Source organism: [Mycoplasma] falconis (genome assembly GCF_006385795.1).
GTDB lineage: Bacteria > Bacillota_I > Bacilli_A > Mycoplasmatales > Metamycoplasmataceae > Metamycoplasma > Metamycoplasma falconis.
Genome location: NZ_VFSS01000011.1, coordinates 1 through 17,938 on the forward strand (window position 1 = coordinate 1; position 17,938 = coordinate 17,938).

20 protein-coding genes are annotated in these 17,938 nt (G+C 24.5%); 8 read left to right on the top strand and 12 right to left on the bottom strand.

The window, feature by feature from the left end; genetic code table 4:
* On the top strand, positions 1–644 hold a 644-nt coding region (locus tag FJO69_RS03080), incomplete at its 5' end, for a restriction endonuclease subunit S domain-containing protein (protein WP_170177215.1).
* A gap of 26 nt (positions 645–670) precedes the next feature.
* A complete protein-coding gene (locus FJO69_RS02620; RefSeq protein ID WP_140781516.1) occupies positions 671–1,471 on the top strand; it encodes a tyrosine-type recombinase/integrase in 801 nt (266 codons plus the stop codon).
* A gap of 30 nt (positions 1,472–1,501) precedes the next feature.
* Here the strand turns inward: FJO69_RS02620 and FJO69_RS02625 are convergent, their stop codons facing one another.
* Both FJO69_RS02625 and FJO69_RS02630 read right to left on the bottom strand, forming a co-directional pair.
* The gene (locus FJO69_RS02625) at positions 1,502–2,128 is read right to left on the bottom strand and encodes a restriction endonuclease subunit S (RefSeq protein WP_170177216.1); all 627 of its coding nucleotides are present in this window, start codon (positions 2,126–2,128) and stop codon (positions 1,502–1,504) included.
* A gap of 41 nt (positions 2,129–2,169) precedes the next feature.
* Positions 2,170–2,802: a restriction endonuclease subunit S gene (locus FJO69_RS02630; protein ID WP_140781518.1), complete on the bottom strand. Its 633-nt coding sequence runs from the start codon at positions 2,800–2,802 to the stop codon at positions 2,170–2,172.
* Positions 2,803–2,990: 188 nt separating this feature from the next.
* Here FJO69_RS02630 and rpmG point away from each other — a divergent pair, with 188 nt between their 5' ends.
* Together rpmG and FJO69_RS02640 are read left to right on the top strand one after the other, a co-directional pair.
* On the top strand, positions 2,991–3,143 hold the full coding sequence (rpmG, locus tag FJO69_RS02635; RefSeq protein WP_004424821.1) for a 50S ribosomal protein L33: 153 nt from the start codon (positions 2,991–2,993) through the stop codon (positions 3,141–3,143).
* A 31-nt stretch (positions 3,144–3,174) separates the two neighbouring features.
* A complete protein-coding gene (locus tag FJO69_RS02640) occupies positions 3,175–4,218 on the top strand; it encodes an aminopeptidase P family protein (RefSeq protein ID WP_140781519.1) in 1,044 nt (347 codons plus the stop codon).
* A gap of 73 nt (positions 4,219–4,291) precedes the next feature.
* Here FJO69_RS02640 and FJO69_RS02645 read toward each other — a convergent pair whose 3' ends face one another.
* Positions 4,292–4,807 carry a hypothetical protein gene (locus FJO69_RS02645; protein ID WP_140781520.1) on the bottom strand — a complete coding sequence of 172 codons (516 nt, stop codon included), beginning with the start codon at positions 4,805–4,807 and terminating at the stop codon, positions 4,292–4,294.
* Complete coding sequence (locus FJO69_RS02650) at positions 4,801–5,664, bottom strand: deoxyribonuclease IV (protein WP_140781521.1); 864 nt, start codon at positions 5,662–5,664, stop codon at positions 4,801–4,803. Before FJO69_RS02650 ends, FJO69_RS02645 begins: the two co-directional genes overlap by 7 nt.
* A 216-nt stretch (positions 5,665–5,880) precedes the next feature.
* On the opposite strand from FJO69_RS02650, the gene FJO69_RS07500 reads away from it, so the two are divergent.
* Positions 5,881–6,747 carry a hypothetical protein gene (locus FJO69_RS07500; RefSeq protein ID WP_140781522.1) on the top strand — a complete coding sequence of 289 codons (867 nt, stop codon included), beginning with the start codon at positions 5,881–5,883 and terminating at the stop codon, positions 6,745–6,747.
* Positions 6,748–6,792: 45 nt separating this feature from the next.
* Here the strand turns inward: FJO69_RS07500 and FJO69_RS07505 are convergent, their stop codons facing one another.
* Genes FJO69_RS07505 through FJO69_RS07520 form a run of 4 tightly spaced genes read right to left on the bottom strand, consistent with a single transcriptional unit; the run spans position 6,793 to position 10,874 of the window.
* A complete protein-coding gene (locus tag FJO69_RS07505) occupies positions 6,793–7,602 on the bottom strand; it encodes a PQ-loop repeat-containing protein (RefSeq protein ID WP_140781523.1) in 810 nt (269 codons plus the stop codon).
* A 54-nt stretch (positions 7,603–7,656) separates the two neighbouring features.
* Positions 7,657–7,968, bottom strand: coding sequence for a hypothetical protein (locus FJO69_RS07510; protein WP_140781524.1), 312 nt, complete (start codon positions 7,966–7,968; stop codon positions 7,657–7,659).
* Positions 7,955–8,992 (bottom strand): HxHSH motif-containing lipoprotein, encoded by a 1,038-nt coding sequence (locus tag FJO69_RS07515; protein ID WP_140781525.1) that lies wholly within the window; start codon positions 8,990–8,992, stop codon positions 7,955–7,957. The genes FJO69_RS07510 and FJO69_RS07515 overlap by 14 nt, the downstream gene beginning before the upstream one ends.
* A complete protein-coding gene (locus FJO69_RS07520) occupies positions 8,982–10,874 on the bottom strand; it encodes an MAG3240 family lipoprotein (protein ID WP_140781526.1) in 1,893 nt (630 codons plus the stop codon). Before FJO69_RS07520 ends, FJO69_RS07515 begins: the two co-directional genes overlap by 11 nt.
* Before the next feature lie 96 nt (positions 10,875–10,970).
* Between FJO69_RS07520 and FJO69_RS07525 the strand changes: the two genes are divergently transcribed.
* Genes FJO69_RS07525 through FJO69_RS07535 form a run of 3 tightly spaced genes read left to right on the top strand, consistent with a single transcriptional unit; the run spans position 10,971 to position 14,799 of the window.
* Positions 10,971–11,921, top strand: coding sequence for a ZIP family metal transporter (locus tag FJO69_RS07525; RefSeq protein ID WP_140781527.1), 951 nt, complete (start codon positions 10,971–10,973; stop codon positions 11,919–11,921).
* A 10-nt stretch (positions 11,922–11,931) separates the two neighbouring features.
* A complete protein-coding gene (locus tag FJO69_RS07530; RefSeq protein ID WP_140781528.1) occupies positions 11,932–14,313 on the top strand; it encodes an OppA family ABC transporter substrate-binding lipoprotein in 2,382 nt (793 codons plus the stop codon).
* Positions 14,314–14,325: 12 nt separating this feature from the next.
* Positions 14,326–14,799, top strand: coding sequence for a variable surface lipoprotein (locus FJO69_RS07535; RefSeq protein WP_140781529.1), 474 nt, complete (start codon positions 14,326–14,328; stop codon positions 14,797–14,799).
* A 36-nt stretch (positions 14,800–14,835) separates the two neighbouring features.
* On the opposite strand, the gene FJO69_RS07540 is transcribed toward FJO69_RS07535, so the two are convergent.
* The 4 genes from FJO69_RS07540 to FJO69_RS07695 all read right to left on the bottom strand — a co-directional run.
* Positions 14,836–15,990 carry an ABC transporter permease subunit gene (locus tag FJO69_RS07540; protein WP_140781530.1) on the bottom strand — a complete coding sequence of 385 codons (1,155 nt, stop codon included), beginning with the start codon at positions 15,988–15,990 and terminating at the stop codon, positions 14,836–14,838.
* Positions 15,990–16,946, bottom strand: coding sequence for an ABC transporter permease subunit (locus FJO69_RS07545; RefSeq protein WP_140781531.1), 957 nt, complete (start codon positions 16,944–16,946; stop codon positions 15,990–15,992). The genes FJO69_RS07540 and FJO69_RS07545 overlap by 1 nt, the downstream gene beginning before the upstream one ends.
* A gap of 1 nt (position 16,947) precedes the next feature.
* Positions 16,948–17,709 carry a hypothetical protein gene (locus FJO69_RS02705; protein WP_140781532.1) on the bottom strand — a complete coding sequence of 254 codons (762 nt, stop codon included), beginning with the start codon at positions 17,707–17,709 and terminating at the stop codon, positions 16,948–16,950.
* A 131-nt stretch (positions 17,710–17,840) separates the two neighbouring features.
* Positions 17,841–17,938 (bottom strand): IS3 family transposase (locus FJO69_RS07695; RefSeq protein ID WP_368853737.1); only part of this gene is annotated, 98 nt, incomplete at its 5' end.

Below are 17,938 nucleotides of genomic sequence, written 5' to 3' on the forward strand. Positions count from 1 at the left end.
TAGTAATTAACACTATCGGAATTATTGATGATTTGATCGAAAAATATGAAGAAATGTTGCTTAAATTTAGAGAAATTTTAATTTTAAATTTTAAAAAAATAAATGAAAATAAAAAAAATAAAATTAAAAATTTATTTAAAATTTTGAACGGTTTTAGTTTTAATTCTAAACATTACGTAAAAAAATCTGATTTTAATTTATTAACAATAAAAAACATAGGTAATATTTGTATTAAAGATGATCTGGTACAAAAAATAAATAATTTTAACGTAGATTCAAAATACTTATTAAATATTGGGGATATTGTTTTATCTAGGACTGGTGAAGTTATTAAATTTTGCATAGTTGATAAAAATAATTATTATCTTAACCAACGCGTCTCAAAAATAGATACAAATTACAAAGCTTTTGTTTTTGCTTTATTAAATGTCTATCAAAAAGAAATAACAAATTTAGCAAAGGGTAGTGTTAAATTAAATCTTTCTTTGGAAGATTTAAAAAATTTTGAAGTTTCTTATAGCTTAGAAAGTTTAAAAAAATATGAATTGAATAATAGTTTTTTATATAAACAAATTGTTTATATAATTCAAAAAATAAATAAATTAAAATTAATAAAACAAGATTTATTGAAAAAATATTTTTAAAAATAATATTACTTGTGGAGGTAAAAATGCAAAACTTTCACAAATTTTTATTAAACAATAATTTATCTAAAAATACAATTTCTGCTTACTTAATTGCTGTAAAAATGTTTTTTGAAAATTTTACTGAAATAAATAAGCAAAATTTGCTTAGTTTTAAGGCAATATTAGTTGATAAATATACTGGCAAAACTATAAATCTTCGTATTCAAGGAATAAATAAGTATTTGGAATTTATTAAAAAAGAAAAATTAAAATTATCATTTGTTAAAATCCAACAAAAAATGTATTTAGAAAACGTAATCAGTGATGCTGATTACGAATTTTTTAAAAAGAAGCTTTTGAAAGACAAAAATTATCAATGATATTTTGTAATTAGATTACTAGGAGCAACAGGTGCTCGTGTTTCAGAATTAATACATTTTAAATATGAACATTTAATAAGAGGTTACATTGATATTTATACTAAATCAGGGAAAATAAGAAGAATATTTATACCGATTAAATTAAGAAATAAAGCAATTGAATATTACAATTCAATAAATAGAAACGAGGGTTATTTATTTTTAAATAAAAACGGATTACAAATTACAACTCGCGGAATAGCACATCAACTAAAAGCTTTGGCTAAAAAATATAATATGAATTTAAATGTTGTTTACCCACATTCTTTTAGACACCGTTTTGCTAAAAATTTTTTAAGTAAATACAAAGATATTGCTTTATTGGCAGATTTGATGGGACATGAATCTATTGAAACAACCAGAATTTATTTAAGAAAAACAAGCGAAGAACAACAAAAAATAGTAGATACAATTGTTGATTGATAAAAATAAATCTGTGGATTAAACCGCAGATTTTTATTTGAAATACTTATTCAATAATATGTGCTTAATATTTGTTAATCTTTCGATTTTATCTTTTATTAATAAATAATTTTTTAAGATTGAATTTAATTGAAATTCATATTTTAAAAAATCTTTTTTATTTAGCATTGGTATTTTAATGCAATTAAAATGTTTTTCGTTTAAGGAATTTCTGGTGGAAGCAATAGAAGAATTTTTTAAGGTTAAATAAATAAATTCTGTGTTTAGAAAATCCCTAATATATTCCTTATGCTCTTTTTCTTTTGGAATTATTTTCATTAAAGCAACATTATAAGCCCCTTCTAATCCAAATCTAACTTTACCAGCATCGCCATATTTATCCATAATAATATCTTCTTTACCACAAGTTTTTATTAACCTGTTTTTTGGTATATAAGTAATATGATTGCTTGTTGAATAATCTCTATTTTGAATAAATCTTATATAACCTTTTTTATTTTCATATATATGAAAATCTTTTGATGGTTGTCATCCGTGTTGAAATTTTAATAAATCTTTTAAATTTTCATATTTTCTAAAATCAAACTTTGAATTTAATGAAAATTTCAACTTTCTTCACTGTGTGATTTTTTCTAATATTTCTTCATATTTTTCGATCAAATCATCAATAATTCCGATAGTGTTAATTACTACTAAAAAAATTAGAAATATTTATTTAATAAATTAGTTTTTATATTGTTTAATTTTTTTATTTTTAAACTGATTGTTTCGAACAAGAAAACAAAACATTTATATTTATTATCAAAATTCTTTCTTTCTTGTTTAGTTAAATATTTAACATTTATTTTATAAAAATTTTCTAATGTTAAAGCCGCCATCGTTGTGCCTTGGCAATTATTATCTTTGTTAATTATAAAATCTCTTGAAATTAAAATAGAAAATATTAAAGATAACGGAAAATCATCAGATTCTTTTATTCCTAAAAAACCAGAAGATAAAATGTAATTATTCAATATGTCTTTATTATTGTTTATCAACAAATATTTATTAGTATTTTTTAATTTAGCAAAATAAACAGATTTTGTTTCAGGTAGCAAAGACGCTCTCGATGGTTTATTATTGCAATTAAATATAGCCAAATCATTTGAATAATTATTGATATCAGATAAAGATCCTGTGTCTAAATATATTTTTTCATTTTCAAATTTATTTGTGTTTTTATTAACAACAGTAGGATTATATTTTTTTATAGGTTGCCATTGTTTATATTTTTGAAGCTCTACTTTTAAAATTTTTTCAATTTTAGTTAATATTTTTTCATATTTTTCGATCAAATCATCAATAGTTCCGATAGTGTTAACTATAAGATAAAATCGCTTTTTATAAATTAAAACTTTTATTATTAAATATTATTTAATAATCATTAGTTTTGCTTTATTAGTTAAATTTATCTTTTTTTAATATAATTATTAAATATTATTTAATTAATAATTATCATTTGTAATCTAGTAAAGGAGATATTATGCCAAGAGAAGGATTAACCCTTAGATGTGAAGCTTGTAAAATGGAAAATTACATTACCAAGAAAAACAAAAAATTACATCCAGACAAAATGGAAGTAACAAAATACTGTCCAAAATGTAATGCTCACACCAACCACAAAGAGAAAAAATAATTAAAACCCGCTTTTATCAGGAGACTAAATTATGTTAAGAAATGAATTAGATAAAGTTTTTAACGAAACTAAAATTGATGCCATTATTTCTGAAGCACCACAAACCAGACTATGATATGCTAACGTTCAAACTAGCGATGGCTATCTAGTTATTGAAAAAGACAAAGCATTTTTATTTGTTGATGGTAGATATATTGAATATGCTACTAAAAATGCTAGAAACGTTGAAGTAATTCTTTTAGAAAAAGATACCTTAGCTAAATTCTTAGCTAAAAAAGCTTACAAAAAAGTAGCAATAGAAAAAAACTATTTAAATGTCGAAACTTTTGAATATTTTAAACAAATGTTACCAAAAGCTGAATTTACCATGATTAACGGTCAAGTGTTAAGAATCCAAAAAGACGAAGAAGAATATACCAAAGTACAAGAAGCTTGTTTAATTTCTTTACAAGCCTTGGAAGAAGTAAGAAAACTTTTAGTAGAAGGTATGACCGAATTAGAAGTGGCAAATAAACTTGGATATTTAATGCGTTTATTTGGAGCCGAAAAAGAAAGCTTTGATACAATCGTTGCTTTTGGTTCTAATGCGGCTGAACCTCACCACCATCCTACTTCACGTAAATTAGCAGATGGTGATATTGTTAAAATCGACTTCGGAGCTCAATTTGAAGGTTGAGCTAGTGATATTACTAGAACATTTTTCTTCGGTAAACCAAGAGAAGCTGAACTAACTACTATTTTAGATGTAGTCGAAGAAGCTCAAAGATTAGGTCGTCAAGCTGTAAGACCAGGTATTAATACCCAAGAAATCGACAAGATTTGCCGTGATTATATTGAATCAAAAGGTTATGGTAAATTATTTACTCACTCAACCGGACACGGAGTTGGGATCGATGTTCACGAACTACCCGGTGTAGGCAGAAGAAGAGGCGATTACGTTTTAGAAGAAGGTATGATTATTACCGTTGAACCTGGTATTTACAAAGAAGGCTTAGGTGGAGCAAGAATTGAAGATACAATTTTAGTTACCAAAGATGGATCAAAAGTATTAAGTCGTCCTGAAGACTATAAATAACATTTAAGCAAGGAATAATTCCTTGCTTTTTGTTTTACTTTTTTAAAAGCAAATAAAAATAGAAACCAAATAATTAGGCTTCTATTTTCTCATTTAATTTCTTTCACATTTTATAAGATTTTTTAAGACTATGGGTTAAAACTAACATTACAATTTCGGAAATAATTCCCAAAACAATAAAACCAATAATAATTCAAGCTAGCATTGAATAATAGCTAGTCGCTCTTAAATGGTAATAACTATTATTTAATTTAATCGCCACTTTATCTAAATTATTAGCATAAATAATAACGTAAATAAAAGTTTTAAATAAAAAGATAAAAGTAGGAATAGCAATAAACCCATCTAAAATACCAATAAATATTGAAAAATAATAAGCCACCTTTTTAGTTTCTTCTTTGGCATTTCCTTTTTGTATCATGCTAAAAATAAAAGTCAAAACCGAAAAAATAACTAAAAAGATCATAAATATTCTTGCTATTGAAGCATTAATAAAAGCTTTATTACTGTAATAAGTTAATTTTTTAATCGTTTCTTTATCAATATTATTATGTTCTGGTTTATAAGATCTTTGTTTATTTCCTATCATAGCTCTCCTTGTTTTTCTAATTGATCTTGTTTATCAAGTAATAAAGCAATTTCTTCTTTATAAGGGCTTTTATTATCGATATAAGGAGTTTCTAAAATAAACGGGATACCTTCAAAATCTTTATCATATAAAATAGTTTTTAGAGTTTCTAAGCCAATAAAACCTTTATCAATATTAGCGTGGCGGTCTTTTTTAGAATTAAGTGGGTTTAAAGAATCATTTAAATGCACCACCTTAATATGTTTTAAATAATCATTTTTAATTAAATATTCTTTAAATTCGGCATAATTTTTTAAATTATAGCCTGCATCTCAAATATGACATGTATCTAAACAAATTTTTACCCGATCAGGTTTTTCTACATTATTAATAACATAAATAATATCTTCAAAAGAAGAACAAACTTGACTACCTTTACCGGCCATCGTTTCTAAACAAATTATTACATCTTTGGTGTTATTAATAATTTGATTCAAACTATCTACTAAGGTATCCAGAGCTTGTTTACGACTATATTCCATTGAAGAACCTGGATGTAAAACCAGATATTTAGCATTAATTGTGTTCATCCGATTTATTTCAGCTGATAAAAAGCTAATGGCAAAAGCTTGTTTATCAGGGTTTGCTGGATTAACGATATAAGGCGCATGAACGATAATATCTTCTTGAGGAATAATACTTGCGTATTTTTCTAAATATTCTTCATATTTATATTGATTGGGATTAGCTCTTAAAGTGGTTTGCGGAGCTCCTAAATAAATCATGGCACAATTAGCACCATTGTCAATACTTTCTTTGATCGCTCCTAATAAATAATCAGGTTTTTCAAATGAAACGTGACTTCCTAGTTTAATCATATAAACTCCTTTTATAAAAGAATATATAAATTATAAATTTATAAATTTAAAAAACAATAAATAATGAAGGTTAATAAATTTACAATATTAATCATTTTATTCTAAATCAACTTTAGCAAATTTATTAGCTAATTTTAGGTTTATTTATGTTTTATAAATTTATCAATTTTTATAAGTGATAAGATAAAGGCAAATAAAAGAAATTAAGGGGAAGTAATGAATAAAAAACAAAAAATACTTTTATCAACTTTAATACCAACTACAATTGTAGTTGTTACAGCGACGATAACACCTGTAAGTGTTTATTCTTATAATAAGAAAAAAGAAGATAAAATAAAACAAGAAAGAATAGCTAAATATGAAATAATGAAATCAAAAATTGAAGATCCCTCATTATTGACTTTAAAAAATCCAATTCCTAAATTAGATTTAAAACCAATTAAAACTTTTGAATTATCTACTTTAAAAAATAGTTCAAATAATACCAATTATGATGATTTATATAAAGAAATAAATAATATTCTTGAAACTAAAGCTAAAAAAATAGATGGATATTATCGTTTAGTTTGAACTTATATTTTCAATTTTGAATCAGATAATAAAGAATTGGATTCGAAAGAATTAGAAAAAGAATTTTTAACTAGGTTTCTAAAATCCAAAAAAATTTCAATCATTTATTTACCTAATAACTTTCTTGATAAATTAAATATTTTTAATGAAAATGATAAAGAGATTAGTGTTAATGAAAAAATAAATAGTTTCTTTTATAAACCTTATGAAAATAATTTAGATGTTATTGTTCCCTTTCATAAAATTTTATTTAAAAAAATGTTTAGACACGGAGATATAAGTGAAGAAGAACTAGAAAGAAGAAAAAGATATTACGAAGTAGAATATGATATTAACTCGCAAATAATAAACGATAAAATTTTTACTTTAGTTTTTTTATTACAAGGTGGTATAGATGGTCCAATTAATTTAAAAATAGCATATAAGCAATGATATTCTGACGATTTTAATGATTATGGATATTGATCTCCGGACTTTGAAAACAATACGATTTTTGAATACGAATTTGAATAAATAAAAATAAAATTAGCTTATTAGATAGGCTAATTTTCATTATGTTTATTTACTTTTTAAAACATTATTTTCTTGTTGTTTGGCGGCTTTTTCAAATTTTAAAATACCAAATAGTTGTACAAAATAAACAACGGTTGAAATTGATTGTCATGCAATTGCGCCCGCTAGTCCCATAATTGTATCGGCTTGCGGAAAGCCATCTTTATTAGCTAATTCTGGATTAGAAGCCGCATAAATATACACGGCATAATAAACTATTCAAGCAAAGTCATTAATTAAAAATACAATTGGAAATGCTGGACCTAAACCATTAAAGTTTTTGGTTTTCATACTTTTAATAAATTGAGGCATAAATGCTAAAGCGGTAAAAGCAGGTAAAATAAATCCGGCAATTAAATCAACCATTTTAGGAAATTGTAATAAAGCTACTTTCTTTTGATATTCTACGGTATTAAAACCATAAATTGATCATCATACTGGATATTTAACAATAAATAAAGCAAACATTGTTAAACCGATAATCGAGATAAAAGAAATTCCTAATATTGCCTTATTCATCATTTCTTTGGTACGTCCTTGGTAGTAATAATAAGCATAAAACATTACAAATGCATATAAAATCAAACAGATAAAGTTAGCTAAGAAAACGTATCATACTCCACCAATTGAAAAGATACCAAAAATTACTCATAATAAAATCCCAACATAAAAACATCAATATGATGAAAAAGCAATAGTTCCTGAATTTTTAAGTTTTTTTAATCTAATTAATTGTGGCAAACCTAAGCCAACAGACATAATCGCCCCGATGGCCCCAAAAATATTAGTTACAATATTAAATGTTGTTGCAGTCATAATTAAAAAATTTTAAACCTAGAAACGGTTTAAAATCTTAATTTGTCATTATTTTTACTTAATTTGAGAATTTTTTTGCAATTTTGTTAATCAAATAATCTTTCGACGTTCTTTTATTAATTGATATGTTTTTTCTTTTAATAAAATAACATATTCATTATTAGGAAATCTTTTGTTTAAACAATAAAGCATAATTTTCATTAGCTTAATATCTTCATTAATATCTTTAATTTGATAAAACTTTAAATTTAAAAAGATTTGTCAAAAATCGCCACATATGGAATAAATTGATTTAACTTGTTTTAGTTTTTTATCAATAATTTGATTAGTTTGTTTAATATAAAATTTACGATTAAACTTTTTCATTATCAAAGTTCTTTCTAATAATTTCTTCTATTCCTTGCGAAGCAGCAACTTTTAATAAATCATTTTTAAAAATATTTACTAATTGATTGGCTTTATTTTTAAAATCTGGATTAGCTAAATTATATTTATCTTTAATGTCATTAGGATATTCCATTACTTTTAAAACACCTTCATATTGACGATCAGTTTCAACGTGGTTAACATTATCAATAATATGTTCTTTTGCATTTTGATAATCGTTCTTAAAATTATTAATTTGATTATCATCAATTGCTTGATATATTTGTTTTTGCCATAAACCTAATTCATAAGTTAGATTTATTAAAGCATGAGAGTGGCTGTGTGAATTTCGATCGGCTCCTATATTTTGGTTTTCAATATTTTGTAAACTTGTTACATGATTTTCATTTCAAATATGAGCTAGTAAAAATTTATAAGTCGAAATAATAGCGTTTTGTAAAGTGGATAAATTTACTTCTTTACCACTTAACCGATCATCGATGGTAATTAAATATTGCACGAATTTATTGCTTTCAAATTCAAGATTAATATTGCTTAAAACGGCATCAACATCTTGAAAAACCAAAGTATATTTAAACATTAAACTAGCGGCTTTGTTTTTAATAGCTTCAATGTCATCTTGTAATCATTCATTGTAATAATTAAACAAAGCATTTTGATCTTCTTTGATTTTTTGCTCTATCGCTAAATCGTAAATCTTTTTACGCAACATATCTAAATTTCTTTTAAGTGGTAAAAAGTTTAAACGATATTGACGATAATTTTCTTTGACTTCACTAAATAAATTAGTTAAATCATTTTCATATAAGTTATACATTTTTTTAGTTATTTCATGATTAAAGGTTGGAACTAATTTATCGTCATGAATAATAGCTGGTTCTCTTAAATTTAAACCAATTTCTTGATCTTCGTTTTGATGTGAAGGAGTGCAACTAATTGCTATTAGCGGGGTAGCTATTAAAGGGGCGACACTACTTATTTTTAATCACTTTTTAAGCATCATTACCTCCTTTAATATTTATTTCTTCAATTGTTATTGATTTATCTAAATCAATTTTAGATGTATCTCCTTTGAAATTGTTTCAATTAATTATTACCGAAGCTAATTCTTTTTCGCCTTCGCTATATAGTTTTAAATCATTTTCATTGGCATATGACATAAAACTTAATTTTAATTTTAGTTTGCCAATTTGATAATCGTCATTTAAAACTTTAACATCAATCCTTTTAACACCGCTTCTAATTTGACCTTTATTAGCCCCTAAACTATAAGCTAAAACATAATTATTTAAATAAGCGGCTAAAAGTTTGATTTGATAGCTTTTATCATTTAACATTGAACTTTCAAAATTTTGGCGGGTATTATTATTTCAATAAGAATTTAATTCATCCATCTTATTAGCTGCCAAATTTAACATATCCAAAAAAGCTGATTTAGTTTTATCATTAACTAAAAACTCTTTTAAAGGAATACCACCCGGAAATTCTTTTAAATTAGCCTTATAACTATAAATATCTGATGGGGTTACTTTATTAGCTAATACATTATTAATAATTTGACCTTTTAAGCGGTGTCCGTGATCGTCAAAGTTAGATGAAATTAAAACATAATCTTTGAAACTATTATCTTTTTTAATTACTTTAACATAGGCTTTGATTAATTGATTGGTATTAAAATAAGGTGTATATTCAAAGCCCATTATTTTATATTCTTTGTCTTCATTTTTTTTATAATCAGGAATATCAATAGAGAAAAATTCATCTTTAAAAGTTTCAAATAAATAAATTAACCCTTTAGCATTTCAATAATCAAATGAAGTAGCACTTTTAATAAAGTAATTGATATTATCAATAATATTTAAATATTTTTTACCATCAATTTTTAAAAGTGGATTAGGGATATAGTCGTTAAATAGTGGTAAATCTTCTTTAACAGGTTGACCTAAACCGAATTTTTGATCGGTGTTATAAGTTCTAAAACCATTAATGTAATATTTAATATCTTTTTTATTATCATCCATTATCGAATTACCTTCAAAATCAATAATATCATCAATGGCAAATTCGATATAATCACCCGCCTGTGAATATGAAGGAATTATTTTGGCTTTATTTCAATTTACTTTTACTTCTTTAACATTAACGTTAAATTTATTTAAATATAAAGCTAAAAGATCTAAAAACATTTGTCTTTGTTTGCTATGATCTTTGTCTAATCAAGTAGCAGCTTGAATATATTTAGTTTCAAAAAAGTTAGCAAATAAAGTTTTTTGTTTTTTAGCATTAACCATAAAAGATTTTTTAAGGGTAAAATAACTTTTTTCATAATCGTCAATTACTCTAAAAATAACGGTTTGCATATCAACAAAATATGGATCTCCGACCCTATTATAATCATGTCCGTTTTCCGCTGATAAAATACTAAATCATTCAGAGCCAACTGTTCCAGCAGAGTCTACATCATCAAAACTATGAGCTTGTAAAAAATCGTTAATATTAGTAGGTATTTCGTTGTTATCAATAATGTTATAGTTATTATATTTACTTAATTCTTGATATCATTGATGACGATAAGGATAATCCGGAGTATATTTAACTCACTCATCATTTTGTCTTTGTAAAAGTATTTGATTATTTTCAACTTTTACAGCTTTAAAATTATTTTTTTGGTTTTTATCATCATAATAGTAAAATATTTTTTGACTGTTTTCTAACGAAGCAATTTGTCTTAAACTCAATCGATTTAAATAAACCCGAGAAATTTTATTAATATCTAAAAAGACAACTTGTTGATCTTCTTTATTACAAGATGTGGCTAAAATTGGCACAGCAGCTAAAGCTGAACCGGTTGTGATAGCTAATTCTCATAATCTAATTTTTTTCATATTTATATAAAGTTTAACACTTTTTATATAACTGCAATTTAAAAAATAATGTATAATTTGAAAATTAAAACGGCAAAAAATCTGAAAGGAGGTGTTATGTTTATTTCCCAAAGCCAGACTTTAAATAACTTTTATTTAGCTTTATTTGTTAACTTACTAATTTATATTTTAATCTTAATGGCAGCTCCGATTGTTATTCAAGGTTTTCTATCTTTATTTAAAGGAAAAGTAACTAATATTAAAACTATTTATTTATATGCTTTTTCTACCGGAATGTTTTTAATTATCGGAACTGTCGGTTTTTTAGGAGAAGGCTTTAACACCGCCGATCAATTTGTTCATTCGGTTTCTTATAAAGGCGAAACAATTGCTCATACGTGACGAGGTTATATTATTCAAGCTTTATTAGTAGGTGGCGGAGCTTTAATTGGATTAACTTTTGTTATTTTAGGACGTTTTATTTTTGTTAAAGCTTCTAAAACTGATTTTCACAGCAACCACTCAGAACATAACCACTCAGAACATTTAATTTCTTTAAAAGAATTTGATAATCCCAAAGCAGCTTGAATGGCTATTATCATGTTAATGAGCCATAGAATTGTTGACGGTTTATTTTTAGGTTATGCAGTTTTCATTTTACAAACTAGTCCACAAAATGCTAAACAAATGCTGCCGTTAATTCTTACTTTTAATATTCACTTTTTAGTTGAAATTATTATTGTCTATTATCGTCAAATTCAATATGGTCAAAAGAAAAGCAAGGCTATCTTATATAATTTTTTAACTTTTTTATTAATAATTCCATTTATGTTTATTGGAGCTTATAGCGGTAGCCTACTTTTAAAAAATAAATGACTAATTGCTTTAATTTTTAGCTTAGGTGGAGCAATTATGTTATTTATGGGAGTATTTGAACTTATACCCGAATTTATTCACGTTAGAAACCAAAGTCCAAGAATTTTATACACTACTTTTATTATTTTTGCCCTAGCAATTGTTTTCACTTTAATTCTTTTATGTTTCCACTCACATATTAATACGGCGTAAAGGAGGTAAAATGAAAAAACTTTTAATTGGGGCACCTTTAATTTTTAGTTTACCTTTATTAGCTCTTTCTTGTGGCGATTATAACAGTGATGAATACAAATTAATTGAAAAGAAAAATTACGCCAATGATTTAGGTGATTTTTCACTAGCAATTAATCCTAAACAAAGTAAAAATTTAAGAATGCTTAATTTAGCAACTCAAACCAAACTATTAAGAATTGGAAGTCAAAATCAACCCGTTATAGACTTTCGTGATAACATCGTTTTACAACCAAGTTATTTAAGATATAAATTCGAACTTTTATCTAATATCGAAATTTTGCAAGAAAACGGTTCAAATCATTTGTTTAATAGCGATGAAATAGATCAGGTATCTTTGGACAATGCAAGCGAATTACAAGAAGATATTTTCGTACCTAAAAAAGATAAAGGCAATGGTTTTAATCTACCTTATTTATTTATCCCTTCAAGCAATAAAAAATCAATTAATAATGAAAACTTTTTAGCAAAATTAAATTTAGCTTCCGAGTTTAAATTAAATATTAAAGAAAATCAGATACCATGAGTTAATTATCAAAATAGTAAAACTAAATATTTTGTTTCAGCTAATGATTTTAAATTAGGTATTTTAAGATCTTTATTACAAAATAAAGAATTTAGAAAAAACTATTTAGGTTATAGGCAAGAAAAAGAACAAGATCAAAATCCATATTTTAATGGAATTAATCTTTATAAATTTTTTATTGAAAACAATATTGATATTAATTACTTTTTAAATAATGACGGTCTTAGTTTTAAAACGTTAAATAATAAAAACCAAGATTTGGTTGACTTTTTTAAACAACTTTTAATTTATTCAAATTATATAGATGCTATTCCTTATCAATATTTATTTGATAAATATCAAAAAGATCCGTTTAAAGATATTACTTGATTTTATGAATATGGTAAAACTTATCAAGACACTTTATATAGTTCATATTATTTAATTAAAAGTAATTCATTAAGTGAAGTTAAATTAGAAAAAAATAAATATTATCCTCAATCTAATAACAATTTAAAAAATATTGATATTCAATACAATTTAATTCCTATTAATAAACAAACTTTTGGTAGTCAAAATTATTATGCCTTTCAACAAAACATCGTTTCAAGTTTAGATTATCAAATTTTGGATAACCAACAAAAAAACGAAATGCTAGCTTTATACCCTAACATTAATGTGTCTTATTATAAAAACGTTGAAAAATATAACTTGCATAATAAACTTATTAATAATTTTTTACCTACTGGTAAGGATCAATTTTTTAACGATAATTTTGCTTTGCTTTACTATGGATTAAATAAGAAAGAATTAAACGAAAACATTGATTTAAAACAAGTTTATAAATTACCTAATTTTGTTTTTCAAAGTTTAATTAATAATTTAATCAATCAATATGCTTTGATAAACGCTAACGAATCAATTTGACTAAGTCAAGCTCCAGTTGATCTTGATATTAAAGCTTACAATAAAGGATTAAATTATAATTACTTAGCTGATGCCGATGTAAGTATTAACCGTCCTATTATTTTATTAAGTGATAATAAGGAAATTTATGATATCCCACAAGAGGAAAACAAAACCAAAATTATTGAAGCTAATAGTTATGATTATTTAGATCGTTTAAAGCCAGTTTATTTTGAAGAAATTAAAAGTTCCTTACAACAAATAATTAACGAATTTTATCAATCAAATAAAGCAAATAAACAAGATAATATTAGTTTTGTAATTCCAATTGTAGCTAATAATATTAGTCAAAATCAAAAAGTTATTATTGATCTTATTCCTGAAATTTTTAAAGAAGTCGATAGTAGATTTGATGTTGCAATTAAATATATTGAAGATTTAGAAACTTACCAAACTTATTTCAATAAAAACCGTTCTATTTATAAAGAAAATACTTTTACAATAGAAACACCTAATACACAAAGTTTTATTGTAGATTTATTAACTAATTTTGATAATTATCTTTTATATAAAATGACTTTAATTGCTAATGATTTTAAAAATAAAGAAGATGTTTATAAACAAACAAAACAATTAATAAATCATTTAGATGAAAATAATATTAACTTATCAAATTTAAATGATTTAAACGAATTAAATGACTATTTAAAAAATAATAAAAATAAAATATATTTATTGCTAAAAGAATACATTTCGAAATTAGATTTAAATGACCAAATTAATTTAATTAATCAAATTAATAATTTAAATTCATATATTTTAAGTCTTAATAATTTAAGCACGGTTAACACTTATAAAAAAGTTATTTATCAGAAACATATTATTAAACCGGTTGAATATGACGGTTTAAATTATTTACAAGATTTAAAAATTCAAAATTAAAAAGGAGGTAGCATGAAAAAATGATTAAAAAATACTATTAGTATTACAACTCCGATTGCTTTATTAACTTTACCATTAGTAGCTGCTAGTTGTGATTGATCTGTTAGTCCTAATAGTAAACCCCAAAAGCTACAAGCTTCGCAATTATCAGCAATTAGAAATGATATTGTTTTTGATTTAAAACCAAATAAAGGTTATAACGAAGCGATACAAGTGCTTAATAAACTTAAAAGCAAATATAACGCTTATAGCTATAATTTTGCTGATAAACAAGTCGAATATAATTCATCAAGAATAGCCCAAGATAAAGAATTTCAAGATTACTTTAAATTAAGCTTACCAAGCATTCCTAATAGTCATTTTATTTGATATGTTTTTAACGTTGATGAAGAAACACAACAAGTTTCTTTTGATTATCGGATTTATTGTAATGATTTCGGTAATGAAACCGGCGATAGCTATGTTGAAGTAACCCTAGAAAGATAAAAACTACGAAACCAGAAATTTCGTAGTTTTTTTATCTTAATTTATTCAAGGATTAAGAGTAGTAGCTAAACTTAAACTAAACAGTTTTAGCATTATTGAAAAACCAGTTAGATAAGTACTTATAATTGCTAAATATCAAGGATTTGATTTAGTAGCGTAAATTGCTTCTTTTAAAATTGTTCCAATATTTAAATTATTTGCATTTGTAATAAAATCTAAAAAAGCTAATGATGAAACAATCAAGATATTGATTGTTAATCTGTCAACTAATAAAATTAGTAAAGAAGGTAAAATTCGTTTAAATACATGACGATAAATAATTTGAGTTTGACTTAAACCAATTGCTTTAGCAGCAATAATAAATTCAAATGATTTAACGTTTTTTATTTCTTGTTTGCTTGCTTCATAAAAGTAAAATCAACCTATTAAAATAAAACTAATTAAAACTCCATATCAATTAGTACCTGCAAAAATACATAAAAGAAAAATTCAAATAATTTCCGGAATTGAAATAAACATAGTCGCAATTTTATCAATTACAATTGCATATCATTTATTGGAATTAAAACTATATAATGCTGCAAAACTAAAACCCATAAACATATTAATAAAAATAGCGATTAATAATATGGTTAAAGTTAAAAAAACGGAAGATCATATTCTTGCATAAATATCGACCCCATTAGCGTTAGTTCCTAATAAAGGTAAGTGATTAATAATAATTTGATTATCTGGATTTAAATTATTTATTGCTTCAATTAAATGATAGGGATTATAAATAAGTGTTACAATATCGGTGTTAACGGTTAAAGAACCCCCAACATCTCTAGCTGAATCAAAGATAATGTAAAAACTCAAATTAATTCCTAATTCAGATGCTCTTTTGGTTTCTTGATCGGCTATATTTCTTATAAAATCAAGTTGAGCTCCTCTTTCAAAATTTCGAGTAATTACTTGATTAAAAATCGGTGGTAAATCATTAACATATATTGAATTATTATCAATTGAATTAATAGGTGAATTTTTAATAACCAATAAACAAATTAAACCAATTAATAATATGGCTAAGAAAATCGAAAAAATAGCTATATTAGATTTTTTTGTAAAATATCTTTGTCAATAAATTTTTGTATTATTTTTATGAACGGCATAACCTAAATTTTGTAGTCTTTGTTTGGCAAAATTAAACATTATCTCACCACCCTTGCTTTTTTAATAATTAATTTTTGTCTTAAACTAATTTGTTGCGGGTTAATCTTATCTAAGATAATGTCGTTAATATATTTAAAAATCATAATAACAAAAAAACTAAAAGTAAAATAAAATGTAATCATATTTATTTCACCTTTTGAAAAAATATAAGAAATAAAAACACTTTGACCTGGAATTGAAAAAATTCTTTCAATCGCCAATGAAGTGGTAAACAATAAAAGATAATAAGGAACAATAATTTGTAATTGGTTTATTACTAATTGTTTTAAGATAACTTTATTAAATAATTTAATTTTAGAAAAACCCAATGAAGTAGCAAATAGATAATATTCGGATTTTAGAATTTCTCTAACAGCTTTTCTACTTCTAGCATGAAACAGACTTATACAGCCAAACATCATAATAAAAATAGGAACTAATAAGGAAATAAAACTTAAACCCGGATTAAAAATAAATTGTGAAGGATAACCTAAAAATAAAGAAGAACTAAGAGCAATAATGGCAATTATTATTAAAGGAATAACACTTAATAAACCAATAATTAAATTAATAATAAAATCAGGTGTTTTTTCAAATTTATATGCGGATCAAACGCCTAATAAATTTCCAATTATTAAACTAAATGTAAAAATTAGAATGGTAAATAAAAGTGTTCATTTAAATTGATAAAAATAAATTTGTAAAATCGACATATTAGCCGAAGCTAATTCTTGGGAATAAATTTTTCCACTTTTAAAAGTAAATAAATTACTTAAAAATTCTGTATATCTATTTCAATAGTTAGGGCTAATATTTTCATAAACTGCTATATTTTTTTTAATTTGTGGTTCAACTAAAAAATTAATAGCAAAAAATGTAATGCTAATGATTAAAAACAATAGCACTATATAAATAGCTAGTTTTTTAATAAAATCAATACCATTACTTTTTTTCATATTATTTGCTTAATGTATAATTTGTTGTTTCTAAAACTTTTCCTTTATCGTTGGCGTCATAAATTTTAACGTCATTAAAAATAATTTGGTTTGAATCACTTAAAACGTCAATTTTGTTAGCATCTAAAGCAAATTCTAAATTTTTATTTTCTTGAGTTTCGTTTAATTTAATACCGTCTTGACCTAAAACTTCAATTAATGCATTTTTTAAATCATCAAAACTTTTTTCCTGAGCTGATAATAGTTTTTGTTTAATTTCTAATAGACTTAATTCAGTGCTTGCTTGTGATTTTACAATGTATGATCCCAAGTTATAAGCTTCTAAAGTTTTCACTTCTTTAAAACCGGTAATTTCAAAAGTAAAAACACTAATGCGATTAGTTGTTGTTTGAGAGATTACTAAGTGAATTTCACCTTCATCGGCATGCCCGTGAGTTGCTGGATCTACTTTATAATTTGCTCCATCAGGAGTTTCTTCGGTATTAATATTTACTCCAAATTTATTTAAAACTTTTACAAGTTTATCTAAATTATCAGCTTGTTTTAATTCTGCAACTGCTTCTGAAACAGGAATGTTTTCAGCTTTGGTTGCTTTATTAGCAATTGAAAGTCCTAAGCTAGTTTGCATTTGTATATCATTGTTTGCTGGTTTTTCGGGTTCTTCTGGTTTTACCCCGCCACCACAATTAGCAGCAATCATCGCGGTCGGTAAAACACTTAGACTTGCTAAACTTAAAAACAGGTTTTTAAAAGATTTTTTCATCTTACTCCTTTGTCTTAAAATTACAAAAAATATATAATTTGAATTTAATTTTATATGTAAATAATTTTAACATTTTATACTTTAAAAATAATAAAAAAGCGGTGTAAACTTGGACACTTTTTGTGGACAGTTTATAAATATGAATAAACATCTCAACATTGTTGGGGTGTTTTTCAATTTAAATTTGATTGTAATCTTTCGTTGTTATATCATTCTATATAAGATTTAA